Below are 21,686 nucleotides of genomic sequence, written 5' to 3' on the forward strand. Positions count from 1 at the left end.
TTGCCCCCATCAGCCCCAAGGTTTGCCCATAAGCCCATTCGGGCGGAGACTGAGGAAGACCATCAGCCCGGCAAAGATGACGAGATAGGTGATATCACCATAAGGACGCAGCACAGTGAGGCCGACCGACTCCAGCATGCCTAGGATGAAGCCGCCCGCAATTGCGCCGCTGACGACACCTGCGCCACCAATCATCACCATCATGAAAGCCTTGATGGAAATTGCTCCACCGATACCTGAATTAACACCGGTAATGGCAACCAGCAGACCACCGACGAGGCCTGCCAGCATAGCTCCCATTGCGAAGCCGATCATGGAGTAGCGGTCAACATTCACCCCCATCAGTTGCGCAGCCACGCGGTCCTGGGCGAGCGCGCGCATTGCACGGCCGGGTTTCGTAAACTGCATAAAGAGAACAAAAGCAGCGATGAAGATGACGGCGAGTGCGCCGATCAACATGCGGTCATAAGGCATTATCAGCCAATCAGAAACGAAGACACCGTTTATGATTTTTGGCACGCCGCGCTGCTTTTCGCCAAAAAGCAGAAGAATGATCGCATCGAGAAAGAAAGCGACCGCTGCCGCAAGCAGCATGGTACTTTCATCTCTCAGACTTCGCTTGATGACCGGCCTGAACAACAGCTTTTCAACCAATGCGCCGACAATCATCAATGTGACTGCAGACGCGAGCAAGGCGACGACAAACGGCAAGCCGAGCTGACCGTAGACTGTGTACGTGACGAAGCCGCCGAGCACATACATCTGGCCGTGTGCGAAATTGAGGACGTTCATCAGTGCGAAGATCAGCGTCAATCCTAACGCGATCAGTGCATATTGCGCACCGAGATATAGCCCATTCGCTATAACTTGTTCCATGAAGGCAGACTCCCCCTGCGGAGACAGGGCCAAGCCAAAGCCTCCGTGACAGTTCTTTACGGTTGGGAGGCCTGACGCGGACTATATCAACGCCGCATCAGGCTATTGCTTGAGTGCAGTTCGTTTAGAGCGCATCCTGAAAAGTGTGAAACAGTTTTCGGAAAAAGATGCGCGTTAAAACAAATATTTAGAGCGTCAATCTGATCCAATCAGATCGAAGCGCGCTCTAATCGACCTTCGCCACGAACAGCGTTTCAAACTTGCCGTCCTTGTACTCTGTCACAACCATCGGAATGCCGATCTGGCGCTTCTGGCCAAACGACGTCGTGCCAACATAAGTCAACTTCGCATCGTCCCCCTTCACGAAAGGGTTCTTTGCGGAGAATGTATCCATGGTCTTCATGAATTCTTTGACATTATCGATTGCAGCAGGATTGGCTTTGATCGTTTCGATAATATAGTCGAGCGCATAAACCTTGGTGTTGGACTCGTCATTATACTCGCCGTAGGCCTTCGTGTAGCGATCAACGAATTCCTTCATGGTGTCAGACGCGATTTCCGGCGTCGAAGCACCACCTACAGAAATGAAGCCATTCGCAAGTTCACCGGCACCTTCTTCAAGAACTTTAGCATCCTGTGCGGTTTCAGTCGAAATGAAACCTTCATAACCGAGTTCACGCGCGGCGCGGATGAGAAGTGGTGCATTGCCTGGTGCGACACCTGAAAGAACCAGAAGATCGGGCTTCTGCATGATGATAGGTGTCAAAACAGGCGTAAAATCGCGGGTGTCGTTCTGGTAGGCATCGCTGGTAGAGACGACTTCAAGGCCAAGAGCCTTGGCAGCCTCGATGCCGCTATCGCGCTGGCTCAGCGGATCGGATTCATTGGCGGCAACGAATGCGACGCTCTTAATGCCCTTATTGTCCTTGAGGTATTTATAGATGGCCGGACCGGACTGATAGTTCGCGATCATGCCCAGAACAGCGTTGGATGCTGGGGGCGTATAAAGCTCTTTCGGAAATGAATAAGGGAAGTAGATGATCCCTTTGGATTCGGCCACCGGTCGCACGGCAGCGGCACCGTCATCAACATTTGGCCCTACGACGTAATGCACACCTTCCTGAGCCATTTTTTCCATACCGGCAATGGCACGCTTGGGATCTTTCTGATCATCGAATGTGACGATGTTGATCTTGTAAGTATCATCGCCGATCTTTACGCCACCGGACTCATTAAGCCAGTCTGCACGTACCTGCATCGAACGAACGTTAGAAGTGCCCCATGCCGCAGCGGGCCCGCTGGTTACACCGACAAAACCGATTTTGAGTTCTTTGTCTGCTGCTTGGGAGGCATTGGCGGACATGAGCGCAAAAAGTGAAACGGCGCCCAGCGCCGCAGTTTTGATAACTGCGCGTCTGTTAAACATTTTTATTCCCCTTGTTTAAATCACCCCTCTCTCGTTTGATGGAGAAGAGCATGATGGATTGAACGTCACATCTAAAAAATTGTCAACAATATTAATTATCATCATAAACAAAACGGTGGCAACGTGATCACAATGCTTATTAGCAAGGGATAAAACACTTCATTTCTAATGGCTTACGTCCAACCATCGCCTGTGAAAAATACAGGCTCAGTCAGGAGACAATTTCATCCAATATTGAATCGTTGAATTCACTCTATTTGTTTGTGTAACCTATTTGTCTTCCACGAAACCGCTTCGCACTTCTGGCTCAAATGCTTTAGGGTTTGCTGGATGCGAAATGAATTGCAGTCACGTTTGATAAAAACTCCAGACCAAAGAGATCTCATGTCAATCCAGCGCGTAAGTTTCTATATTCTTCTGGCTCTGGTCACTATCGCCTTCACGTGGCTGCTTATTCCTTATTATTCTGCAGTTCTTTGGGGCGTTATCCTCGCGGTCATTTTCTATCCAGTTCAACAATGGCTGTTGCGGATTCTGCGTGGGCGACGCAATGTTGCCGCGCTGCTGTCAGTGTTGATGTGCATTTGTTTGGTGATCATTCCGACGCTTTTGATCTTTGGATCGCTGGTTCAGGAAGGCAACTCGCTCTATCAGCGACTGAGCACCCGTGAGTTCGATCTGAACAGCTACATAACCAGCATTCTGGGAGCGTTACCCGACTCCCTTGAAGAATGGATGGTCCGTTTTGAGCTTGGTAGTTTTGCGGAATGGCGTTCGCGCATTTCATCCGCCATTTTGCAAGGCAGTCAAATCTTCGCAGGCCAGTTGGTCAGCTTTGGTCAGAATACGCTTCAGTTCTTCATCAGCTTCGGCATCATGATCTATCTGCTGTTTTTCCTGTTCCGCGATGGCGCAGAGCTGGGCGCCAAAATTCGTCAGGCTATTCCTCTTACAGATGAATATACAGGCCAGATTCTGGAAAAGTTTACCGCAGTCATCCGCGCCACTGTTAAAGGCAACATCATCATAGCGCTTATTCAAGGAACGCTTGGCGGCTTGACCTTCTGGTTTCTTGGCATTGAGGCTGCATTGCTTTGGGGGGTGATGATGACGATCTTTTCGCTGCTTCCTGTTGTCGGCGCTTCTCTCGTATGGGGACCGGCAGCCATCTGGTTTATGGTCAACGGCATCTGGATAAAGGCGGCGATCCTTGTGTTCGTAGGTGTTTTCGTAATCGGCCTGATCGACAACTTCTTGCGCCCGCCGCTGGTCGGCAAAGGCACACGTATGCCCGATTTTGTCGTACTCATCTCGACGATCGGTGGCATTTCGCTGGTGGGAATTAATGGCTTTGTGGTCGGCCCGATGATCGCCGCCATGTTTATCGCTGGCTGGTCACTCCTCGCACAAGAACAGAAGAAAGAGATCGCTCCAGAGAAGCGAGCTGACTGACAAAACACTCGGGAAATGCAGGGGCTTAAAAACAAGAAAGCCCGCTGCACTGGGAGGAGGAGTGTGCAACGGGCTGATCTGGAAAGCGCGACTGGGAGGAGGAGTGTCGCGCTTCGCGTTCAGTTTCTGGGAGGAGGAGTGAAACTGAACAAGCCCAAGATAGGAGCGGGACCCGCCACTTACAAGAGGCGATGCTGCAAGGCAGTTATGCATTTATGAATAGCTTAAAAAAGAAACCGCCCCGCAGCGATATACGCGCTGGGGCGGCTCTATCCTCCTCCAAGTGGAGCCGACAATAACGGCAAGAGATCAAAAAGCAACCCCTTAATATTCAACTCTAATTTTCAGAAATTACTGAAATTAATGTAGGTGTGAACACTGCTATAAAATAGCTATGAAGTTCTACTTTCGAAGTCTTCATTACCAATCTAGCATTTAGTAATTTTTTAATTGGCATGTAAAAAATTTCACTGATCATCCCGAAGCCCTATCTTCATCCGTGAAATTAATGCTCCATTCTTTAATCGATTAAACCTGCACGACGCCTAGCATTTTACAACCAATGCATACTCCTTCTCCACATTTGCATAATTAAAGTTGACTAATAATATCATGATTAATATAGCCTCCAATTAATATGAGTCTTTTTATCATCTTAATGGCATGACGGTGAAAGCCAATTCGGGGGTTGCAATGAAAATGAAGTCGAGATGCAGCAGCTATCTGTTGGAAACAACAGTTTTGGGCGGAGCAATTGGCTTGAGTCTTCTGGCGGCGATGCCCGCTTTTGGACAAACTTTTCAGAATCAAAAAGCAGCAGAGGCGGATCAGCTGACTCAAAAGAAAGAGCAGGCACTCCAGCTCGATACAATTACCATTTCCCCAAATATTCAGAACCAGGCTGCCATTGATGCCATGGCATCCACGAGTGTCATCACGCAGCAGCAGCTTGATCGCATTCAGGCAACGACGGCCGCTGACATTTTCCGTTCGACACCCGGCGTGCATGCGTCCTTGAACGGAGACGACCCCGCGACATCGATCAATATTCGCGGTCTTCAGGAGTATGGTCGTGTTGCAGTAACGATTGACGGCGCACGTCAGGACTATTGGCGTGTCGGTCACGGCTCAGGTTCATTCTATATCGACCCGGAAATGCTTAAGCAGGTAACCGTTATTCGCGGACCTGTTTCCAATGCATACGGTTCTGGTGGTATCGGCGGTCTCGTCGCTTTTGAAACCAAGGATGCGGGTGATTTCCTGCGCGACGACGAAACCTGGGCGCTGAGCGAAAAGCTGCGTTACGAAAGTAACGGAAATGGCTGGATGACCAGCACAGTCGGCGCCTATCGCCTCAATCCGAACTTCGATGTGATTGGCAACATCAACTATCGTGATAGCGATGCCTATAAGAATGGTGACGGCGATGTCGTGCGCTGGACTGGTGAACGTGTCGTCAGTGGCCTTGGTAAAATTACAATCCGACCGGCAGACGGTCACGAGGTAAAACTCGGTTTCCAGCGCCAGAAATATAACGACATCATGACGGGCAGCAGCGGATCTACCTCCAGCACACTGTCTCGCTATAATGCTGAAACGAATGTCAGCACCTATACCGGCAACTACACCTATAAGCCTGACGATAATCCATTCTGGGATCTGTCGGTTAATGCCTATTACAGCGATACCGACAATGACCAGTATCAGGTCTGGACCAAGGCCAACATAGGCAAGACCCGTTACTACGATGTTTCGACAGCTGGTTTCCGTGCCTATAACAGTTCACGCTTTGAAACGGCGGCCATGAGCCATACGCTCACTTATGGCGTGGACTATTATAAGATGCGCGGTGAATCTGACACCGACAACTTCGGCAACGGTGAACAGCAGGCTTATGGCGGCGTTATCCAGTGGCAGGGTGATTATCAGAAGTGGCTCGAACTGATCGGTGCCCTGCGTTACGATGGCTACCGTCTCGACGGCACGACCAAGGCCACCAATGTTCTGCCTTCGGAAGATGTCAGCGTCGATGGCAATCGCGTTTCGCCGCGTTTCAGCGTCGGTGTGACGCCGTGGGATGGTGTTCAGTTTTACGGCCTTTATTCGCAAGGATATCGTGTTCCTCACATGCAGGACATGTTCAGACAGAACGGAGCGCACGGTTCAGGATATGAACCGAACCTGCTTCTCAAGCCGGAAGTGGCAACTTCGTATGAATTGGGTGTCAATCTGCGTCAGGATGGCATTCTGGACACGGGCGATCAAGTCCGTGCCAAGCTCAACTTCTTCCATACCGACGTCGAGAATTACATCAACACCGTCAAGACCGGCAGTGTGACGACGTCTGAGAATGTCGGCGATGCACGTCTGCGCGGGGTCGAGCTGGAAGGCACCTATGACAATTGGTGGGGCTACGTGAACCTCGCGGCTTCTTATACCAACGCGGAAATGAAGGATGGTGTTTACAAGGGCGAAAGCCTGAGCAACACGCCGCTCAACAATCTCAGTGCAACGTTGGGCCTGAAGGCCTTTGAAGAAAAGCTGGTTTACGGTGTCGAATATGAAAGCATCGGCAAGGTCAATCGTGCGCTTACAACGGGTGGCGTCAAAGTCTATCCGCGCGTCGATCTCGTAAACGTCTTCGCCAACTGGCAGATTACTGACAGTGTGAAGCTCGACTTCGGCGTCGATAACCTCTTCAACAAAGCCTATACCGATGCACAGACCGGTTGGGCCACAAGCACGGACATCGAGCAGGCAAAGGGGCGCACTTTTAAGGTCGCCATCACTGGTCGCATCGGCGGCTGATTTTGCAGTGGGCGAGGCGGCTATTTACGTCGCCCGCCACCTCCGATTAGAACAACAAAACTTTTCCAGAACACTCAACTTTATGCTAGTAAGATTCTGGAAAACACAGATTGAGATTAGCCGTGTCCAAGACGTCATCAGAACTGACAGCCAGGCTGACAAGCCACTCCCATATTAGCCTTCAGAAAGGCGAAGCTTATCTCCCGAACATTATTGACCGGCTGAATTCCTATCAGGCTCAGTATGATAGCCATGAAGGTCGCCATGCTTTCGGTTACGATTTCGGTCGGATAGAAATTGATGCCGCTGATAACGGTTATCGCGTTTCTCTTTTTGCTGATGAGGATATCGGCCTGCATCGTCTCAAGGACCTCGCAGCCGTCGCCATCAAGCTTTACACCAAAGAAGAAGCACCGGAGATTGTGTGGCAGGGCGACCGTGCCGGTGAACAGGTTCTGCCGCAGTTTCGGCTGATGCGCGTTTTATCGACGAGCCTTTTCACACCGCATATGTTGCGCGTGCGGCTTGCCGGAGAAGACCTGAAGCGCTTTTCACTCTTTGGAGCGATGCATGTTCGCTTGCTACTTCCGACAGAAGAGGTGCCTCAGCCAGTCTGGCCTATCATGGGACCAAATGGCCTGCCATTCTGGCCCGATGAAGCACGCAAACCGGCATCGCGTGCCTATACGATCCGCGGCCTTGATATCGATGCTGGCTGGCTTGAAATCGACTTCTATCTGCATGAAGTCGAAGGCTTGGCCTGCAAATGGGCTAAAGGCGCGCAGATCGGCGACACTGTTGGCCTGATGGGACCAGTGGGACGTCCGCTGCGCCAGGCGAGTCGTTACCTGATCGGAGCCGACGCCACCGGATTGCCAGCTATAGGACGTATGTTGGAGGAGTTTTCCCCGGACGTAACAGGCCGTGTTATCATCGCTGTCGATAGTGAGAAAGACGTACAGCCGTTGCAGCATCCGCAAGGTATTTCCGTCGACTGGATTATCGATTCAGATCAGAAGCGTGCCGCAGAAACATTGACGCAAATTCTCTGCGAAGCCGAATGGCCAGAAGGTCCGGATAGTTTCGGCTGGTTTGCGGGCGAGGCGGATCAGGCCAAGATTGTTCGACAATATTGGCGGCAGACACTCGGCAAGAGCCGAGAGAGTACACTTGTTGCCGGATATTGGCACAAGGATGCAGTGGGTTTCATGGCCGGTTAATGCAGGCTGAAGCTAGAGCGCATCCCGAAAAATGTGAAACAGTTTTCGGGCAAAGATGCGCGTTAAAATAAATATTTAGAGCGCCGATCTGATCCAATCAGATCGAAATGCGCTCTAAAACGAGCGGTTTGGGCACATTTATGTGCCTCCGCTTGATTGAAAAGTTGTTTCCAAAAAATGCTGACTTCGGAAGTCATAATAACCTTTCGCTTGCAAACGGAATGCGTTAGGCACCCTATTAATTGTGAATAGAAGGAGCTGGGCCGTGGCCGATTTGTTGAAACGCTTTGCCAGCTACTACCGACCGCATCGCGGTTTGTTTCTGCTGGACTTTTCAAGCGCTGTGGCAGCCGGTCTTCTGGAGCTTGCCTTTCCGATTGCAGTAACACTCTTCATCGACCGGCTGCTGCCAACGGGCCAACTTGGCATTATTTCACTGGCAGCCATCGGTTTGCTTGGGATCTATGTGCTCAATGCTTTCCTGCAGGTTATCGTAACCTATTGGGGCCACATGCTCGGCATCAATATCGAGACCGAGATGCGCCGCAAGGCTTTCGATCATTTGCAAAAGCTGTCCTTCGGCTTCTTCGATAATCAGAAAACTGGCCATCTGGTTGCCAGATTGACCAAGGACCTTGAAGAGATTGGCGAGGTCGCCCACCACGGACCGGAAGATCTGTTTATTGCCATCATGACACTGATCGGCGCGTTCTGTCTCATGATGTGGGTTCATGTTCCATTGGCCCTGATAACGGCTGTGATTGTGCCGCTTTGTGCCTACGTGACGCTGCGCTATGGCGGCCGCATGACAACAACATGGCACGCGCTCTATCGCCGCGTCGGTGACTTCAATGCCCGTATTGAAGAAAATGTCGGTGGTATCCGCGTTGTTCAGGCCTTCACCAATGAAGACCATGAACGCAAGCTCTTTGCCGAAAGCAACGAGAACTATCAGAAGACAAAGCTCGCCGCCTACAAGATCATGGCAGCCTCTATGTCGCTATCTTATCTCTCGATGCGCTTTGTGCAGGTCGTGGTTATGCTTGCAGGTGCCTGGTTTGTCGTGCGCGGTGAACTGACTGCGGGGGGCTTTGTCGGCTTCCTGTTGCTCGTCAACGTCTTCTTCCGCCCAATCGATAAGATCAATTCGGTTATCGAAACCTATCCGAAGGGTATTGCCGGTTTTCAACGCTATATCCAGTTTCTCGATACACGCCCTGATATTGCTGATCGTCCGAATGCAAAATCGGTTGCACGCCTCAAAGGCGATATCGAATACCGCGATGTCAGCTTTGGTTATAATTCCGAGCGACCAATCTTCGATGGCCTGAACATGACAATCAATGCGGGCGAAACAATCGCTTTTGTTGGCTCGTCGGGGGCGGGCAAGACGACGATCTGCTCGTTGTTGCCACGTTTTTACGAAGTTAACGGCGGGGCCATTCTGGTTGACGGTATGGATATTCGCGACATGACGCTGAAATCGCTGCGTTCCAACATCGGAATTGTCAGTCAGGATGTCTTTCTGTTCGCAGGAACTATCCGCGAGAATATTGCCTATGGTCGTTTGGACGCAAGTGATCAGGAAATTGCCGATGCCGCCCGCCGTGCCCGCCTCGATACAGTCATTGCTGCAATGCCAGAAGGTTATGACACGATTATCGGTGAGCGGGGCGTCAAGCTTTCCGGCGGGCAGAAGCAACGCCTCGCTATTGCGCGTATTTTCTTACGCAACCCACCGATCCTGATCCTCGATGAAGCCACCTCTGCTCTCGATACGGAAACCGAGCGCGCGATCCAGCAGTCTTTGTCGGAGCTTTCAGTTGGCCGCACGACACTGGTAATTGCACATCGCCTTGCAACCATCATCAATGCGGACCGAATTATGGTTGTCGAGGATGGCCAGATTGTCGAGCAGGGCAACCATGCCGAACTCCTGTCTGTAAAGAATGGACGCTACAAGCGCCTCCATGCGGTACAGGCAGGCTCGTCAGGCGACGGGCTGTTTTCAGCCGCCGGATGATGATTTCGGGCTTTGCCCTGAATGCATCAAGAGTTATTGTTTCCTGAAGCCATTCAGGAAACAACGTCATGACCACGATCAGCATCAAGCGGATTTATGAGGCACCACAATCCGATGACGGATTTCGTGTTTTGGTTGATCGTATATGGCCACGTGGCATGACCAAAGAGAAAGCAGCACTCGATCTTTGGGCCAAAGACATTGCTCCTTCGTCAGCGCTTCGCAAATGGTTCAACCATGATATCTCCAAATGGAGCGAGTTCGAGAACAGATATCGCAGCGAGCTGATAAACAATGAGGCCGCAATAGTTGAACTTATGCAAAAGGCGGCTCAGCGACATGTGACACTGCTTTATGGGGCCAAAGACGAGCAACACAATCAGGCTGTCGTCCTGCGAGATTTCATTCAATCTCTTTCCTAAATTATTCTCATAAGAAACATAATTATTGTCGAACAGATTGGTCACATTGAGGTCAATTCAGGCACCTTGTATTCAACAAAGATCGAAGCCTGCTGTTCGGATAGCAAATATGTCAGCAAACCTGACAGCATTTATCGGACACATCAGATCGGGAAAGTCCCGGCATTATGGTGCCTGAACATCTAGAAATTTACGGCATTCAGATGGACGTCATGCGACATGCATCAACAGACCACCTGATCGCCGCACCCCGATAAAGGCGGCAATTCAGCTTTCGGATTTATAATCCGCCCGGTTTATCCCGTGGCGCTGCATCTTATCGTAAAAGGTTTTGCGTGGGATACCGAGGGCTTCAAGCGTTTGCTGAACATCACCATTGTTCGTTGCAAGCGTCTCCCGAATAAGTGTCGCTTCATAAAGCTCAACTCGCTTTGGTAGCGTTGTTTGCTCATCGAAGACCGACACAGGTTTGGCGGGATCAGTGACGCCTAGCGAAAACCTCTCCGCGAAATGCACGAGTTCACGCACATTGCCCGGCCAGTTATGCTCCATGAGATGCCGGTGTGTGGCGGCATCAAGTGCAGGAATATCCCTATTGAAGCGCCGGGCAGCGCGCGCAAGAAAATGCGCGAAGAGCAGGGGAATATCGTCACGCCGTTCGCGCAAAGGCGGAATCGTCAGTGTGACGACATTCAAACGGTAATAAAGGTCTTCGCGAAAATCACCGCGCTGTTCGGGATTGCCAAGATCAATCTTGGCTGCCGCCACCACGCGCAGATCAACTGGCCGGATTTCGTTGGTTCCAAGTGGCGTAATCTCGCGCATTTCCAAAACACGCAGAAGCTTCACCTGTGTTGCCGCTGGCATGCTTTCAATCTCGTCAAGAAACAGCGTGCCACCACTTGCATGCTCAATGCGTCCGACCCGCTTTTTTTGAGCGCCGGTAAAGGCTCCCGGCTCATGACCGAACAATTCACTTTCGATCACCGTTTCAGGCAATGCGCCGCAGTTGAGCGCAACGAAATTGCCTTTTCGCCGTCTTCCCCAATCGTGAAGCAGTTGAGCCACAACTTCCTTGCCGCTGCCGGTTTCGCCTGCAATCAACACGTCGACATCTGTATCGGCAATATCGCGTATTGTACGGCGAAGATTTTCAATCGCAGGCGTTTGGCCTATCAACGGCATATTATTCTGTGCTTCATCGGCCATCTGACGCAGGCTGCGGTTTTCCAGAACAAGCTTGCGCCGCTCGCCAGCTCTCAGAACGCTGTGAACCAGCCTGTCAGTCGCAAACGGCTTGGCTATGAAATCATATGCGCCATCCTGGATAGCCCGAACCGCCATCGGAATGTCGCCATGACCAGTGATCAGGATAACCGGCAAATCCACATCTATTTCACGAATGCGGGCGAAAAGCTCAAGCCCATCGATCTGTGGCATACGCACATCTGTAACGATCACACCTTCGAATGAGGTGCTGATGACGGTCAGGGCTTCATTGGCACTTGCAAAATCCAACACCTCATAACCTGCAAGTTCCAGTGTCTGTCTGGTTGCGTGACGTAGTGCTTTGTCGTCATCGACGAGTATAACTGGAATATTCATCATGCTTTCTTGAATTCCACGCGGAATTGAGTGCCATCAGCGCTGCTTTTCACTGAAATCTTGCCGCCGTAATCGGTCAGAATTTCCTTGGCGATCACCAGGCCAAGCCCAAGGCCTCGTTCCTTAGATGTGTTGAACGGCGTAAAAAGATTATCCAGAATGTGTTTTGGAATGCCGGAGCCATTATCGGAAACTGTCACCACAACGCTCTTCGAGAGAGCTTTCGTACGCACTTCAATATGCCCTTCATTTCCTTTATTTTCAACAGCTTCCAGAGCATTTTGAAACAGGTTTATAAGCACTTGCTCAAGTCGAATTGAATGTCCGGTTACGCAGAGGTCAGGCGCAGGCAGTTCGATATTGAGCTGATCCATGCTGCCCGCAAACCGGCTGCGCAGTAGCACCAATGCGCCTGAAATCACTTGCGCAAGCGGCACGGGCTCTGAAGCACGATGACCTTTGCGCGCGAAAGCGCGTAAATCGCCGGTAATCGTTCCGATACGTTCCGTGAGCGATGCAATTTCCGCCAGATTATCCGCCGCCGCATCCAATCGCTTTCGATCGATGAAGGTGCGGGCATTGTCCGCATAAGCACGAATTGTCGCGACTGGCTGGTTGATCTCATGCGCTACACCTGCCGCGACTTGCCCCATGATCGCCAAACGGTTTGCATGAACGAGGTCTTGTTGCACACCTTGCAGCATGCTCTCGGTTTTATGGTGATCACTTATTTCGGATTCCAGACGATCACGCGCTGTAATGAGATCGCTGGTGCGCTCGGCCACGCGCTGCTCGAGTTCAATCTGCCTGCGTTGAGCGTCGGCAATTCGCGCGGCAACGCGCTGGCGACGACGCAACAGGATTCCAGCAACAGTGGCGATACTCGCAAGCAGAATGAAGGCAATCAGCCGTGCTTCACGTATGGCCGCTTCGACAGGCTGTCTGATGGGCGCGAGGCTATACATCAACCATGGTGTACTCGGCACATGGGAGCGAATGGCCAAAAAGTCCGTGCTACGTGCCGAGCCGGGCAGAATGGCATCGACCAGAACCATATCGTCTCCAGCCACGGGCTTTAGCGACAGTGGCAATGGCTTCAAAGGCGCATCGCCAAACTGGAGGCTATTGCGGATGGTTTCAACATTCTGAGGCTGTATTTCACCAATCGTCATGAACCGCCAGGACGGCATAGTCGTGATCAATACGATATTTCGATTATCGGTCACGAAAGTCGGGCGACCAGTTTCGTTCCAGTCGCTTTCGAGCTGATCGAACGACAGTTTCACCACAACAACGCCAAGCGGTCCATTTGGCCCATCGACACGGCGCGAAATATAAAGACCCGGACGACGGCTTACATTACCGAGTGCAAAATACTCGGCATTGGTATTTTTCAAAGCGTCGTTGAAGTAAGGACGAAACTTATAGTCGTTGCCGACAAAGCTGTCAGGCTCGCTCCAGTTGCTGGCCGATATCGCATAGCCGTGAAGGCCGACAAGATAGATCACGGCTGCTTGCGTACCTTCAGCGAGCGCCTCCAGCTTACGGTTCAGCTGATCGATAGCCACCGCACTCGGCATTGCGAGCGCATCCGCCAGTTCCTTGTCTTTGGAAAGGACCAATGGAAGTGCACGCTGTTTCTCCAGAACCGTACGGAGGAGGGCCGTGTTCAGATTAGCATCAATCCGCGTCTGTTCACCCAGCGAGAGCAAAGCGCGCTCGCGCGCAGCATCGCCAACAATCCAGAAAGCCATTGCGAAAATGCCAGCGCAAATCACGCCAAATATCCACCAAGTGCGGCGATTATTGGCGGGTGGCGAGCTTGTTTCGACTACGGAGCCGGTGACTTCTTTCATGGAGCCTATTGTGCATTATTCCACACTAACTGAAAAGATGAATGTGCGATAATTCGCACAAGTGAAAGGAAGTACTCGGCATGAAATAAAAAATATCATTATATTTCAGTATATTAATCTACGCAAAGGAAACTGGCACAGACCTTGCAATTCATGATGTGAGCGGCGGCGAGGGCCGCTGAACAAGAGGACGAAAGGCTCGGGAGGCTGGACGGGGTCCAGACAGAGCCGAACGGAGGACATCATGATTGCCGTACCGAATGGCGCTGTGGCCGAACCACGCCGCCCAATCCCGTTTTACAAGCAGCTTTATGTGCAGGTTCTGTTTGCAATTGCCGCAGGTATTCTGCTTGGACATTTCTATCCTGAGCTCGGCACGTCTTTGAAGCCTTTGGGCGATGCCTTCATCAAGCTCGTGAAGATGATTATCGCTCCGGTGATCTTCCTGACAGTTGCAACCGGCATTGCCGGCATGACCGATATAAAAAAAGTCGGGCGTGTGGCTGGTAAAGCCATGATCTACTTCCTGACATTTTCCACGCTGGCACTTATCATTGGCCTCATCGTTGCGAATGTCGTGCAACCAGGCGCCGGCATGCATATCGACCCTGCCTCGCTTGATCCAAGTGCCGTCGCAAACTACACCGAAAAGGCACATGAGCAGTCGATCACAGGCTTCCTGTCCAACATCATCCCAACCACAATCGTTGGTGCATTCGCTTCAGGCGACATCCTTCAGGTTCTGTTCTTCTCGGTCCTGTTCGGCGTATCTCTTGCCATGGTTGGCGATAAAGGCAAGCCAGTTACAGACTTTCTGCAGATGCTGACGACACCTGTTTTCAAGCTGGTTTCGATCCTGATGAAAGCTGCACCAATCGGTGCTTTCGGCGCAATGGCGTTCACAATCGGCAAATATGGCATCGGGTCGATTGCCAATCTGGCAATGCTCATCGCGACGTTCTACATCACGGCATTGTTGTTCGTGCTTGTGGTCCTGGGTGCTGTTGCCCGCTACAATGGTTTCTCGATCATTGCGCTCATTCGCTACATCAAGGAAGAGCTGCTGCTGGTTTTGGGTACATCTTCCTCGGAAGCTGCGCTGCCCAGCCTCATGGACAAAATGGAAAAGGCAGGTTGCAAGCGCTCCGTCGTTGGCCTCGTTATTCCAACTGGCTACTCATTCAACCTTGATGGCACGAATATTTACATGACGCTTGCCGCGCTCTTTATCGCGCAGGCAACGGACATTCCATTGTCCCTCACCGATCAGATTCTGCTGCTTCTGGTGGCTATGCTGAGCTCGAAGGGCGCGGCAGGTATTACTGGTGCAGGCTTCATTACGCTGGCCGCCACGCTTTCAGTTGTTCCTGCGGTTCCAGTTGCCGGTATGGCGCTAATCCTCGGTATCGACCGCTTCATGTCGGAATGTCGTGCATTGACCAATCTGGTCGGCAATGCAGTGGCAACCATCGTCGTTGCGCGTTGGGAAAACGAGCTTGATGTCGAACGCTTGAATGCAGCTATGAATGGTAAACCAATAGTCATAGAACCGGAGCCAGTGGGCGAACTGGTTTTGCAACCCGCAGAGTAATATCTCAGGCAACAGAAACGGCCCGCTTTTAGCGGGCCGTTTTGCTTTACTTATTGTCCTCTGCGGCTTTGCCTTGCGTAATCAGGCGCGCACTGTGCTGGCCTGATATGAAGGTCCAGAGCCAGCTCCAGGCAACAGCTGCGCGACTACGCGTACCGATCAGGAAAAAGATATGGGCAATCCCCCATACCCACCAGGCAATAGCGCCTTTTAGCTTGATGCGTCCCATATCAACCACAGCCGCACCCCGACCGATGGTCGCGAGATTGCCCTGATGGCGATAGCGGAATGGTGCCGGGATGGCCTTACCGGACGTGCGGCTGCGAATAACCTTCGCAACATAGGCTCCTTGTTGCTTGGCCGCCGGCGCAATACCGGGCACGGGCTTTCCATCTGGCCCTTCAACCAAAGCTGTATCGCCGATCACGAAGATGTTCTCATGGCCAGCGACAGTCAGATTGGGAAGGACACGAACCCGGCCAGCGCGGTCGCTTTCAGCCCCCAGCCACGCCGCTGCAGGTGATGCAGCAACACCAGCAGCCCAAATGGTAGTTTTGCAAGGAATGAATTCCTCACCAACAGTCACGCCATCCTCTGTGATTTCCTTGACCGGCACGCCGAGGCGAACTTCAACGCCAATCTTCTCCAAAGCATTTTGCGCGTAGTTTGATAGATCTTCCGGAAATGCTGCCAGAATACGTGGGCCCGCCTCAACGAGCAGAATGCGTGCCTGCCGCGTATCGATATTGCGGAATTCCGGCCACATGGTCTGCTTGGCCAGTTCTGCAATAATGCCCGCCAATTCCACGCCGGTCGGCCCCCCACCGACCACCGAGAATGTGAGCAAGGCCTGTTGTTTTGCAGGATCGGTTTCGCGCTCCGCACGTTCAAATGCAAGAAGCAAACGGCGGCGAATGGTCGTGGCGTCCTCCAACGCTTTCAGACCAGGAGCAACTTTTTCCCAACGATCATTGCCAAAATATGCGTGGCGCGCACCCGTTGCGAGCACCAGCGTGTCATAGGCAATCTCCTCACCGTTTTCGAGCCGCACCTTTTGGGCAGCAGTATCCACTCCGACAACCGTTCCAAGCAAGGTCGAGACATCCTTGCGATCACGAAAGAGGTGGCGGATCGGCCAGGCAATTTCAGAAGTGGCGAGAATTGTCGTCGCAACCTGATAAAGCAGTGGCTGAAAAAGATGATGATTGCGTTGATCGACGAGCGTAATGCGAACATTCGCGCCTTTCAGATCATGGATGAATTGCAGGCCGCCAAAGCCTGCGCCGACGACAAGGATATGGGGGGTATCCGGTCCGTTCATGGAAATTACACACCTGCGTTTGGCGTGATGTCGTGTCACGCTCGTCAAAAGATAGATACGCTTTGCAGACTAACGCTATCAGGTGGATGGTAAAGAGCCTAGAACATTTGAACCAAAAGTGCGAAACAGTTTTACGCCAGATAATTAGTAAATACAGATAGTTAGAAATTTTCCAACGATTCAGTCCGAAATCCAGCCGCTCTAGCGGCAAAGTGACAATAACTCCCGGCGAAACAACTCAAGGTTATAGCCGGGAAATGTGCTTTCAAGTTTTGCATGCGCTGCCATCCAGATAGGAACGGCAGAAGAAAGTACCGACTGACCTTCAGATGTCAAAACAAGCAGCCGCTCGCGGCGATCCTTCGGATTAACAATGACTTCAACCCAGCCATTACGCTGCAAGGGTTTCAGTGCTGCGGTGAGGGTGGTCTGATCCATGGCGAGAAGCTCAGCCACCGGTTTCATGGGCGGTGGGCTAGGGCGGTTGAGCGACATGAGCAATGAGAATTGTCCATTATTCAGGCCCGATGGGCGCAACTCCTCATCAAAATAGCGCGCAAGAGCACGCGCCGCACGCTGAACATGCAGACATAAACAGGTGTCACGCACAAGAAGCGTGGTTTCAAACGGGACGTCGCGAACTTCTGGCATTGCCTAGTAATGTTGATATCAATCTAATTCGTCAAGCCAGTTGGTTAGCTTCGTCACTAAAGGCACGCCTAAAAATCATCACCGTGATGCATATGGCGAAGATAGGCGAAAGCTGTCCCCGCCAGAATAGGCAGAATAACAAGCGCCATCCAGAAAATAATATTGCTCATGTTTCCCTCCCTTTTTCCGCCAGTTTAACATATCTGCCGGATAAAGGAAAAACGCATGAAATGGCAGCTTGTTCCCGAAACATATCAATTGCGAAGCTTCCGCTCGGAAGTGCTTACCCACTTTGAAAGACAGCCCATTTCGTCTTCGACCTGTAAGCGCAATCTGACCGCTTCCATCATGCTAATAATTAGAATGAAATTCCACTTCGTTGAATCGATGGATGTTTAATCACTATTGCCAGCACGCATCAGTTTGAGTAGAACTGTCATCACATCAAGAGTTGGGGCGACGCCCAACGCCAACCTGCCTTTCCGGGCAAGGTGGTACTTCCTAAAAAGGAAGGATGTGGCCAACCGGCAAATATACGGATGAAGCCACGCGCGTCTGCTCTGATACAACGAAGGACCGACGCGATATGCCTATTAAAATTCCTGACGATCTGCCCGCAACCAGTGTTCTCGAAGCCGAGGGCGTTATGGTCATGCGTGAGGCGGATGCTATCCGTCAGGATATCAGGCCGCTAAAGATTGGCCTTCTCAATCTGATGCCGAATAAAGCGACGACGGAAACGCAGATTGCGCGGTTATTGGGTGCAACCCCGCTGCAGCTCGAATTAACACTCGTACGCATTACCAATCATGTCGCACGTCATACGTCAGCCGATCATATGCTCTCCTTCTATCGTCCATGGGAAGAGGTGCGTGATGAGCGCTTTGATGGCTTTGTCATTACGGGCGCGCCGGTTGAACGCATGCCATTTGAGGAGGTCACCTATTGGGATGAAATGCAGCGCGTTTTCGACTGGACGCAGACGCATGTTCATCGCACGCTGAATATCTGCTGGGCGGCACAGGCGGCAGTGCATCATTTTCACGGCATGGGCAAATATGATCTGCCCGGTAAAGCCTCTGGCGTTTACAGCCAACAAAATTTGGCACCGTCTTCGCCCTATCTGCGTGGCTTCTCCGATGATTTTGCAATTCCGGTCTCTCGCTGGACAGAAGTGCGCAAGGAAGACATTCCAACAGATAGCAGCCTGAAGGTTCTGGTTGATAGTCCGGAGAGTGGCCTGTGCCTGTTGGAAGATCCGCAGCATCGCGCGCTGCATATGTTCAACCATGTTGAATATGATACGACATCGCTTGCAGATGAATATTTCCGGGATATCCAGCTTCAGCCCGAAACGCCGCCGCCTGCCAACTATTTTCCGAATGACGACGTAAGCCGCAAACCGCAAAATTGCTGGCGCGGCCATGCACATCTGCTTTTTGGCAACTGGATCAATGAGATGTACCAGTCTACGCCTTACGATCTCGAAAATATCGGCAAATCGTGATCCGATGAATGAGCTAATCCCCAAAAGGGGATTAGCATTCTAAACATCAGGATTGACTGGCAAAACGGTCAACCCATTTGTGCCATTGCTCTTCGCTTCCGTGGAATACGTTCAGGTCAATCTTACCATTGACACCCTGAGACAGGCCCGAGCCAGAATACTGCCAGAAAACCCAGCGACGACCTGGATAAACCTTGGATGGGTGCTGAGCCACGGCACGCAGCCAGAACGGATAATCCGTGAACGCGCCCTTGAGGTTGTCATCATAGAAATCCGGGGCCGTGTAGATAACCGGACGCTTGCCATAATGGCGTTCAAGCGCATCCATGAACACCTGCATCTTTTCGCGCACCTGTGCCGGCGATGGGCGACGCTTACAAGATGAATCGCCATTCCATTCCACATCGATCACAGGTGGAAGTGCGTCAGGATCAACGGGCACATTACGGATAAACCAATCGGCTTGCTGGCTTGCTACACGGCACCAATAGAAGAAGTGATAAGCACCACGTTTCAAGCCCGCAGCCTTTGCATCGCGCCAATTCTTGCGGAACATCGGATCAAGATGGTCGCCACCGTCTGTCGCCTTGATATAGGCGAAATTTGCCCCGTTCTTGCGAAGGGTTGCCCAGTCGATATTTCCCTGCCAACGCGAGACATCGACACCATGAACGGCGTGTCTGCGTGGAGATACGCTGCCGAAATTGATTGGTTTCGCATCACGGAAGCGCTGGCTGTAAACCCGCGAACGCTCTTGCGGTGCAAGACGCACAGGCGGATAGGCCGCGACTTCCGGCTTGGGAACGGAGATAGGCGCAGCCACCCTTTGTTCGGGGGGCCGGGTCAAAGGAGCAGGAGGTTCAGCTTTAAAAGGTCCTGCATCCGGAACTGGTCCCGCCCAGGCCAGAACTTCTTCCTGCGGTGCGGTGGGCATCGATTGCGGTGCCCTCACGGTTTCCATTACGGGCGTAGATGGCCGGACCACAGAGCTGGTCAGCTCAGCGGATGGCTGTGGCATAAGACCGTCGATGCCGGAACTTGACGTACAGCCCGCCAGAGCGGTGCAGGCAAGGGCAATTGCTGACACAATTGAAAAACGCATGATACCCGTACACAAAACTCAGGCGCTCTACAGCCAAACAAAAAAGGTTGCAGAAATGCCATCAACCAACACTCGCAACGCTCCTCCCGAGCAAATTGCTAACCAAAGATTACCGCATAAAGCTGAATCCAAAGTTTACGAAAGGCTTAAAGACCGTCGAATACAGGGGTGAGGCACAATCAATCACTATGACGTAAAAACAATATGTTATATGTCTAAATTAACACTCTGCATTAAATACCAAAACTGTAGCAATTGAATGCCGCATAAATTTTTTCGAGTTTTACGGAGGTGTCAGGCATTCTTTACGCTGCGATCTAAATCCTGCTCAAAGATTTGCTCTGCATATGGCTTTGGCTTCACGCTTTCGACCCGGATCATGAGATCGGCGATTTTCTGAGGATCTGAAATACCACATTCATAAATCTGGATGATCTCAAGCGCCATTTCATCCTTCTGAGGGGAGGTTATGGGGCAACGCCCCAGACGCTGGCACGTCTCCATGAAAGCCGCCTGCAACTGTTCGAGTTCAGCGGGCTTGAAACGCTTAAAATAATAATCTCTTGAGAACGGCATATCAATTCATTCGCAGTCTGGTCGTGATTGACCGAATTTCATTACCTGGACGATAGCTTAAGAGCACTTATCGATCTGATTGCACCAGATAGGCGCTCTATTTCTTTGTCTTAACGTACATCTTGTCCGAAAACCGCTTCAAATTTATCGGGATGCAATCTAAAGGCATGTCCTTAGTAAATCTGGATGCACTACTACCATACATGTTGATAGTTTACATTCAGTAACTGGTTTCAACTGCGCATAAGTTCTACTCGCGCTGCGATTGCAGCAATCTTCTCTGGGTCGCACTCACCGGACTGAAACGTCCTGATAATGGCGCGTGCGAGATCGTCTTTGGCCTCATGCGTCGTTGGACAACGCTCCAACAAAGCACAGCTTCGGTTATAAGCGGCTTGCATCAACTGCAAGTCCTCGGGCGTGAACGTTCCGTAATATTGGCTGCCTCTGAATGGCATAGTGTTCTCCCCCTGAATTATTTGATTGAAGCTCTAATTTCAAAGGAAAGCAACAGCATTTTAAAATGCGCCTGATAAACTGCTGTTGCGATATATCCGCTTGGGCCCCAAACCTTCACAAGCCTTAGCGGCAGCTATATAAGCCAAGCCAAAAGTGCAATGAAAAGGATACGATAGTGAAAATCGGCGTCGTTACAGTTTCTGACCGTGCAAGCCGCGGCGAATACGAAGATTTGAGCGGTCCAGCAATCGAATCCTGGCTTAAAAGCGCGATTGTAACGCCGTACGAAATCGTCAAACGCATCATTCCTGACGGGATGGAATCCGTGCGCGATACACTGATGGATCTCGCAGACAATGTCGGATGCGATTTAATCCTGACCACAGGCGGTACAGGCCCGAGCCCACGTGATGAAACACCCGAAGCGATGAAGGCCGTTTTACATAAAGAATTGCCTGGGTTTGGCGAACAGATGCGCCGCGCAAGCCTCGAGCAAACACCGACGGCAATCCTCTCTCGTCAGACTGCGGGCAGTCGCGGCAAAAGCTTCATACTCAATTTGCCGGGCAAACCCGTATCCATCGCGATGACCTTACAGGCCATTTTCCCGGCTGTGCCTTATTGCCTCGACTTAATCGGAGCAGGCCGCATTGAAACCAATCCGACAGTTGTCAAAGTCCATCGTCCGGGCTGAAAATTGCAACCGAATATCAGTTGCGCGGAATTAGAAACTATTACCAAATCGCTGTCGCGACGAAATTGCGCAACCCAGCCTTGCGCTTTTGCATGAT

The 21,686-nt window shown here is 51.5% G+C and carries 18 protein-coding genes and 1 riboswitch; of the genes, 9 read left to right on the forward strand and 9 right to left on the reverse strand.

Annotated features, from left to right (window positions below; all coding sequences use genetic code 11):
* Window positions 1-9: 9 nt before the first annotated feature.
* Both CEV33_RS04200 and CEV33_RS04205 read right to left on the reverse strand, forming a co-directional pair.
* The gene (locus CEV33_RS04200; protein ID WP_094539178.1) at window positions 10-876 is read right to left on the reverse strand and encodes a branched-chain amino acid ABC transporter permease; all 867 of its coding nucleotides are present in this window, start codon (window positions 874-876) and stop codon (window positions 10-12) included.
* A gap of 226 nt (window positions 877-1,102) precedes the next feature.
* On the reverse strand, window positions 1,103-2,302 hold the full coding sequence (locus CEV33_RS04205) for an ABC transporter substrate-binding protein (protein ID WP_024896229.1): 1,200 nt from the start codon (window positions 2,300-2,302) through the stop codon (window positions 1,103-1,105).
* 384 nt (window positions 2,303-2,686) lie between these two features.
* Between CEV33_RS04205 and CEV33_RS04210 the strand changes: the two genes are divergently transcribed.
* The 5 genes from CEV33_RS04210 to CEV33_RS04235 all read left to right on the forward strand — a co-directional run bounded on the left by CEV33_RS04210 (window position 2,687) and on the right by CEV33_RS04235 (window position 10,227).
* Window positions 2,687-3,754: an AI-2E family transporter gene (locus CEV33_RS04210; protein ID WP_094539179.1), complete on the forward strand. Its 1,068-nt coding sequence runs from the start codon at window positions 2,687-2,689 to the stop codon at window positions 3,752-3,754.
* Between the two features lie 759 nt (window positions 3,755-4,513).
* The gene (locus tag CEV33_RS04220) at window positions 4,514-6,562 is read left to right on the forward strand and encodes a TonB-dependent hemoglobin/transferrin/lactoferrin family receptor (protein WP_235818360.1); all 2,049 of its coding nucleotides are present in this window, start codon (window positions 4,514-4,516) and stop codon (window positions 6,560-6,562) included.
* A gap of 122 nt (window positions 6,563-6,684) precedes the next feature.
* Window positions 6,685-7,782, forward strand: coding sequence for a siderophore-interacting protein (locus tag CEV33_RS04225; protein ID WP_167388121.1), 1,098 nt, complete (start codon window positions 6,685-6,687; stop codon window positions 7,780-7,782).
* A 265-nt stretch (window positions 7,783-8,047) separates the two neighbouring features.
* Window positions 8,048-9,805, forward strand: coding sequence for an ABC transporter ATP-binding protein (locus CEV33_RS04230; protein ID WP_094539181.1), 1,758 nt, complete (start codon window positions 8,048-8,050; stop codon window positions 9,803-9,805).
* 68 nt (window positions 9,806-9,873) lie between these two features.
* A complete protein-coding gene (locus tag CEV33_RS04235) occupies window positions 9,874-10,227 on the forward strand; it encodes a DUF488 domain-containing protein (RefSeq protein WP_094539182.1) in 354 nt (117 codons plus the stop codon).
* Window positions 10,228-10,494: 267 nt separating this feature from the next.
* Here the strand turns inward: CEV33_RS04235 and CEV33_RS04245 are convergent, their stop codons facing one another.
* Window positions 10,495-11,835 (reverse strand): sigma-54-dependent transcriptional regulator, encoded by a 1,341-nt coding sequence (locus CEV33_RS04245; RefSeq protein WP_094539183.1) that lies wholly within the window; start codon window positions 11,833-11,835, stop codon window positions 10,495-10,497.
* Window positions 11,832-13,688: a sensor histidine kinase gene (locus CEV33_RS04250; RefSeq protein WP_094539184.1), complete on the reverse strand. Its 1,857-nt coding sequence runs from the start codon at window positions 13,686-13,688 to the stop codon at window positions 11,832-11,834. Before CEV33_RS04250 ends, CEV33_RS04245 begins: the two co-directional genes overlap by 4 nt.
* Window positions 13,689-13,932: 244 nt before the next feature.
* Here CEV33_RS04250 and CEV33_RS04255 point away from each other — a divergent pair, with 244 nt between their 5' ends.
* Window positions 13,933-15,279 (forward strand): dicarboxylate/amino acid:cation symporter, encoded by a 1,347-nt coding sequence (locus CEV33_RS04255; protein ID WP_094539185.1) that lies wholly within the window; start codon window positions 13,933-13,935, stop codon window positions 15,277-15,279.
* A gap of 46 nt (window positions 15,280-15,325) precedes the next feature.
* On the opposite strand, the gene CEV33_RS04260 is transcribed toward CEV33_RS04255, so the two are convergent.
* Window positions 15,326-16,600, reverse strand: coding sequence for an NAD(P)/FAD-dependent oxidoreductase (locus CEV33_RS04260; RefSeq protein ID WP_094539186.1), 1,275 nt, complete (start codon window positions 16,598-16,600; stop codon window positions 15,326-15,328).
* Window positions 16,601-16,801: 201 nt separating this feature from the next.
* Window positions 16,802-17,251, reverse strand: a complete 450-nt coding sequence (locus tag CEV33_RS04265) for a MarR family winged helix-turn-helix transcriptional regulator (protein WP_094539187.1) — start codon at window positions 17,249-17,251, stop codon at window positions 16,802-16,804.
* A 436-nt stretch (window positions 17,252-17,687) separates the two neighbouring features.
* Window positions 17,688-17,796, forward strand: a riboswitch (SAM-I-IV-variant riboswitch).
* A 41-nt stretch (window positions 17,797-17,837) separates the two neighbouring features.
* Between CEV33_RS04265 and CEV33_RS04270 the strand changes: the two genes are divergently transcribed.
* Window positions 17,838-18,758: a homoserine O-succinyltransferase gene (locus CEV33_RS04270; protein WP_094539255.1), complete on the forward strand. Its 921-nt coding sequence runs from the start codon at window positions 17,838-17,840 to the stop codon at window positions 18,756-18,758.
* 46 nt (window positions 18,759-18,804) lie between these two features.
* On the opposite strand, the gene CEV33_RS04275 is transcribed toward CEV33_RS04270, so the two are convergent.
* Window positions 18,805-19,860: a glycoside hydrolase family 25 protein gene (locus CEV33_RS04275; RefSeq protein ID WP_094539188.1), complete on the reverse strand. Its 1,056-nt coding sequence runs from the start codon at window positions 19,858-19,860 to the stop codon at window positions 18,805-18,807.
* On the opposite strand from CEV33_RS04275, the gene CEV33_RS23960 reads away from it, so the two are divergent.
* Window positions 19,787-20,032, forward strand: a complete 246-nt coding sequence (locus tag CEV33_RS23960; protein ID WP_167388113.1) for a hypothetical protein — start codon at window positions 19,787-19,789, stop codon at window positions 20,030-20,032. The two genes, CEV33_RS04275 and CEV33_RS23960, sit on opposite strands and share 74 nt — an antisense overlap.
* A 122-nt stretch (window positions 20,033-20,154) precedes the next feature.
* Here CEV33_RS23960 and CEV33_RS04280 read toward each other — a convergent pair whose 3' ends face one another.
* Window positions 20,155-20,436 (reverse strand): hypothetical protein, encoded by a 282-nt coding sequence (locus CEV33_RS04280; RefSeq protein ID WP_094539189.1) that lies wholly within the window; start codon window positions 20,434-20,436, stop codon window positions 20,155-20,157.
* A 233-nt stretch (window positions 20,437-20,669) separates the two neighbouring features.
* Complete coding sequence (locus CEV33_RS04285; RefSeq protein ID WP_094539190.1) at window positions 20,670-20,894, reverse strand: hypothetical protein; 225 nt, start codon at window positions 20,892-20,894, stop codon at window positions 20,670-20,672.
* 176 nt (window positions 20,895-21,070) lie between these two features.
* Here CEV33_RS04285 and mog point away from each other — a divergent pair, with 176 nt between their 5' ends.
* Window positions 21,071-21,589, forward strand: a complete 519-nt coding sequence (mog, locus tag CEV33_RS04290) for a molybdopterin adenylyltransferase (protein ID WP_094539191.1) — start codon at window positions 21,071-21,073, stop codon at window positions 21,587-21,589.
* The last annotated feature ends 97 nt before the right edge of the window (window positions 21,590-21,686 follow it).

The organism is Brucella grignonensis, assembly GCF_002252505.1.
Taxonomy (GTDB): Bacteria; Pseudomonadota; Alphaproteobacteria; order Rhizobiales; family Rhizobiaceae; genus Brucella; species Brucella grignonensis.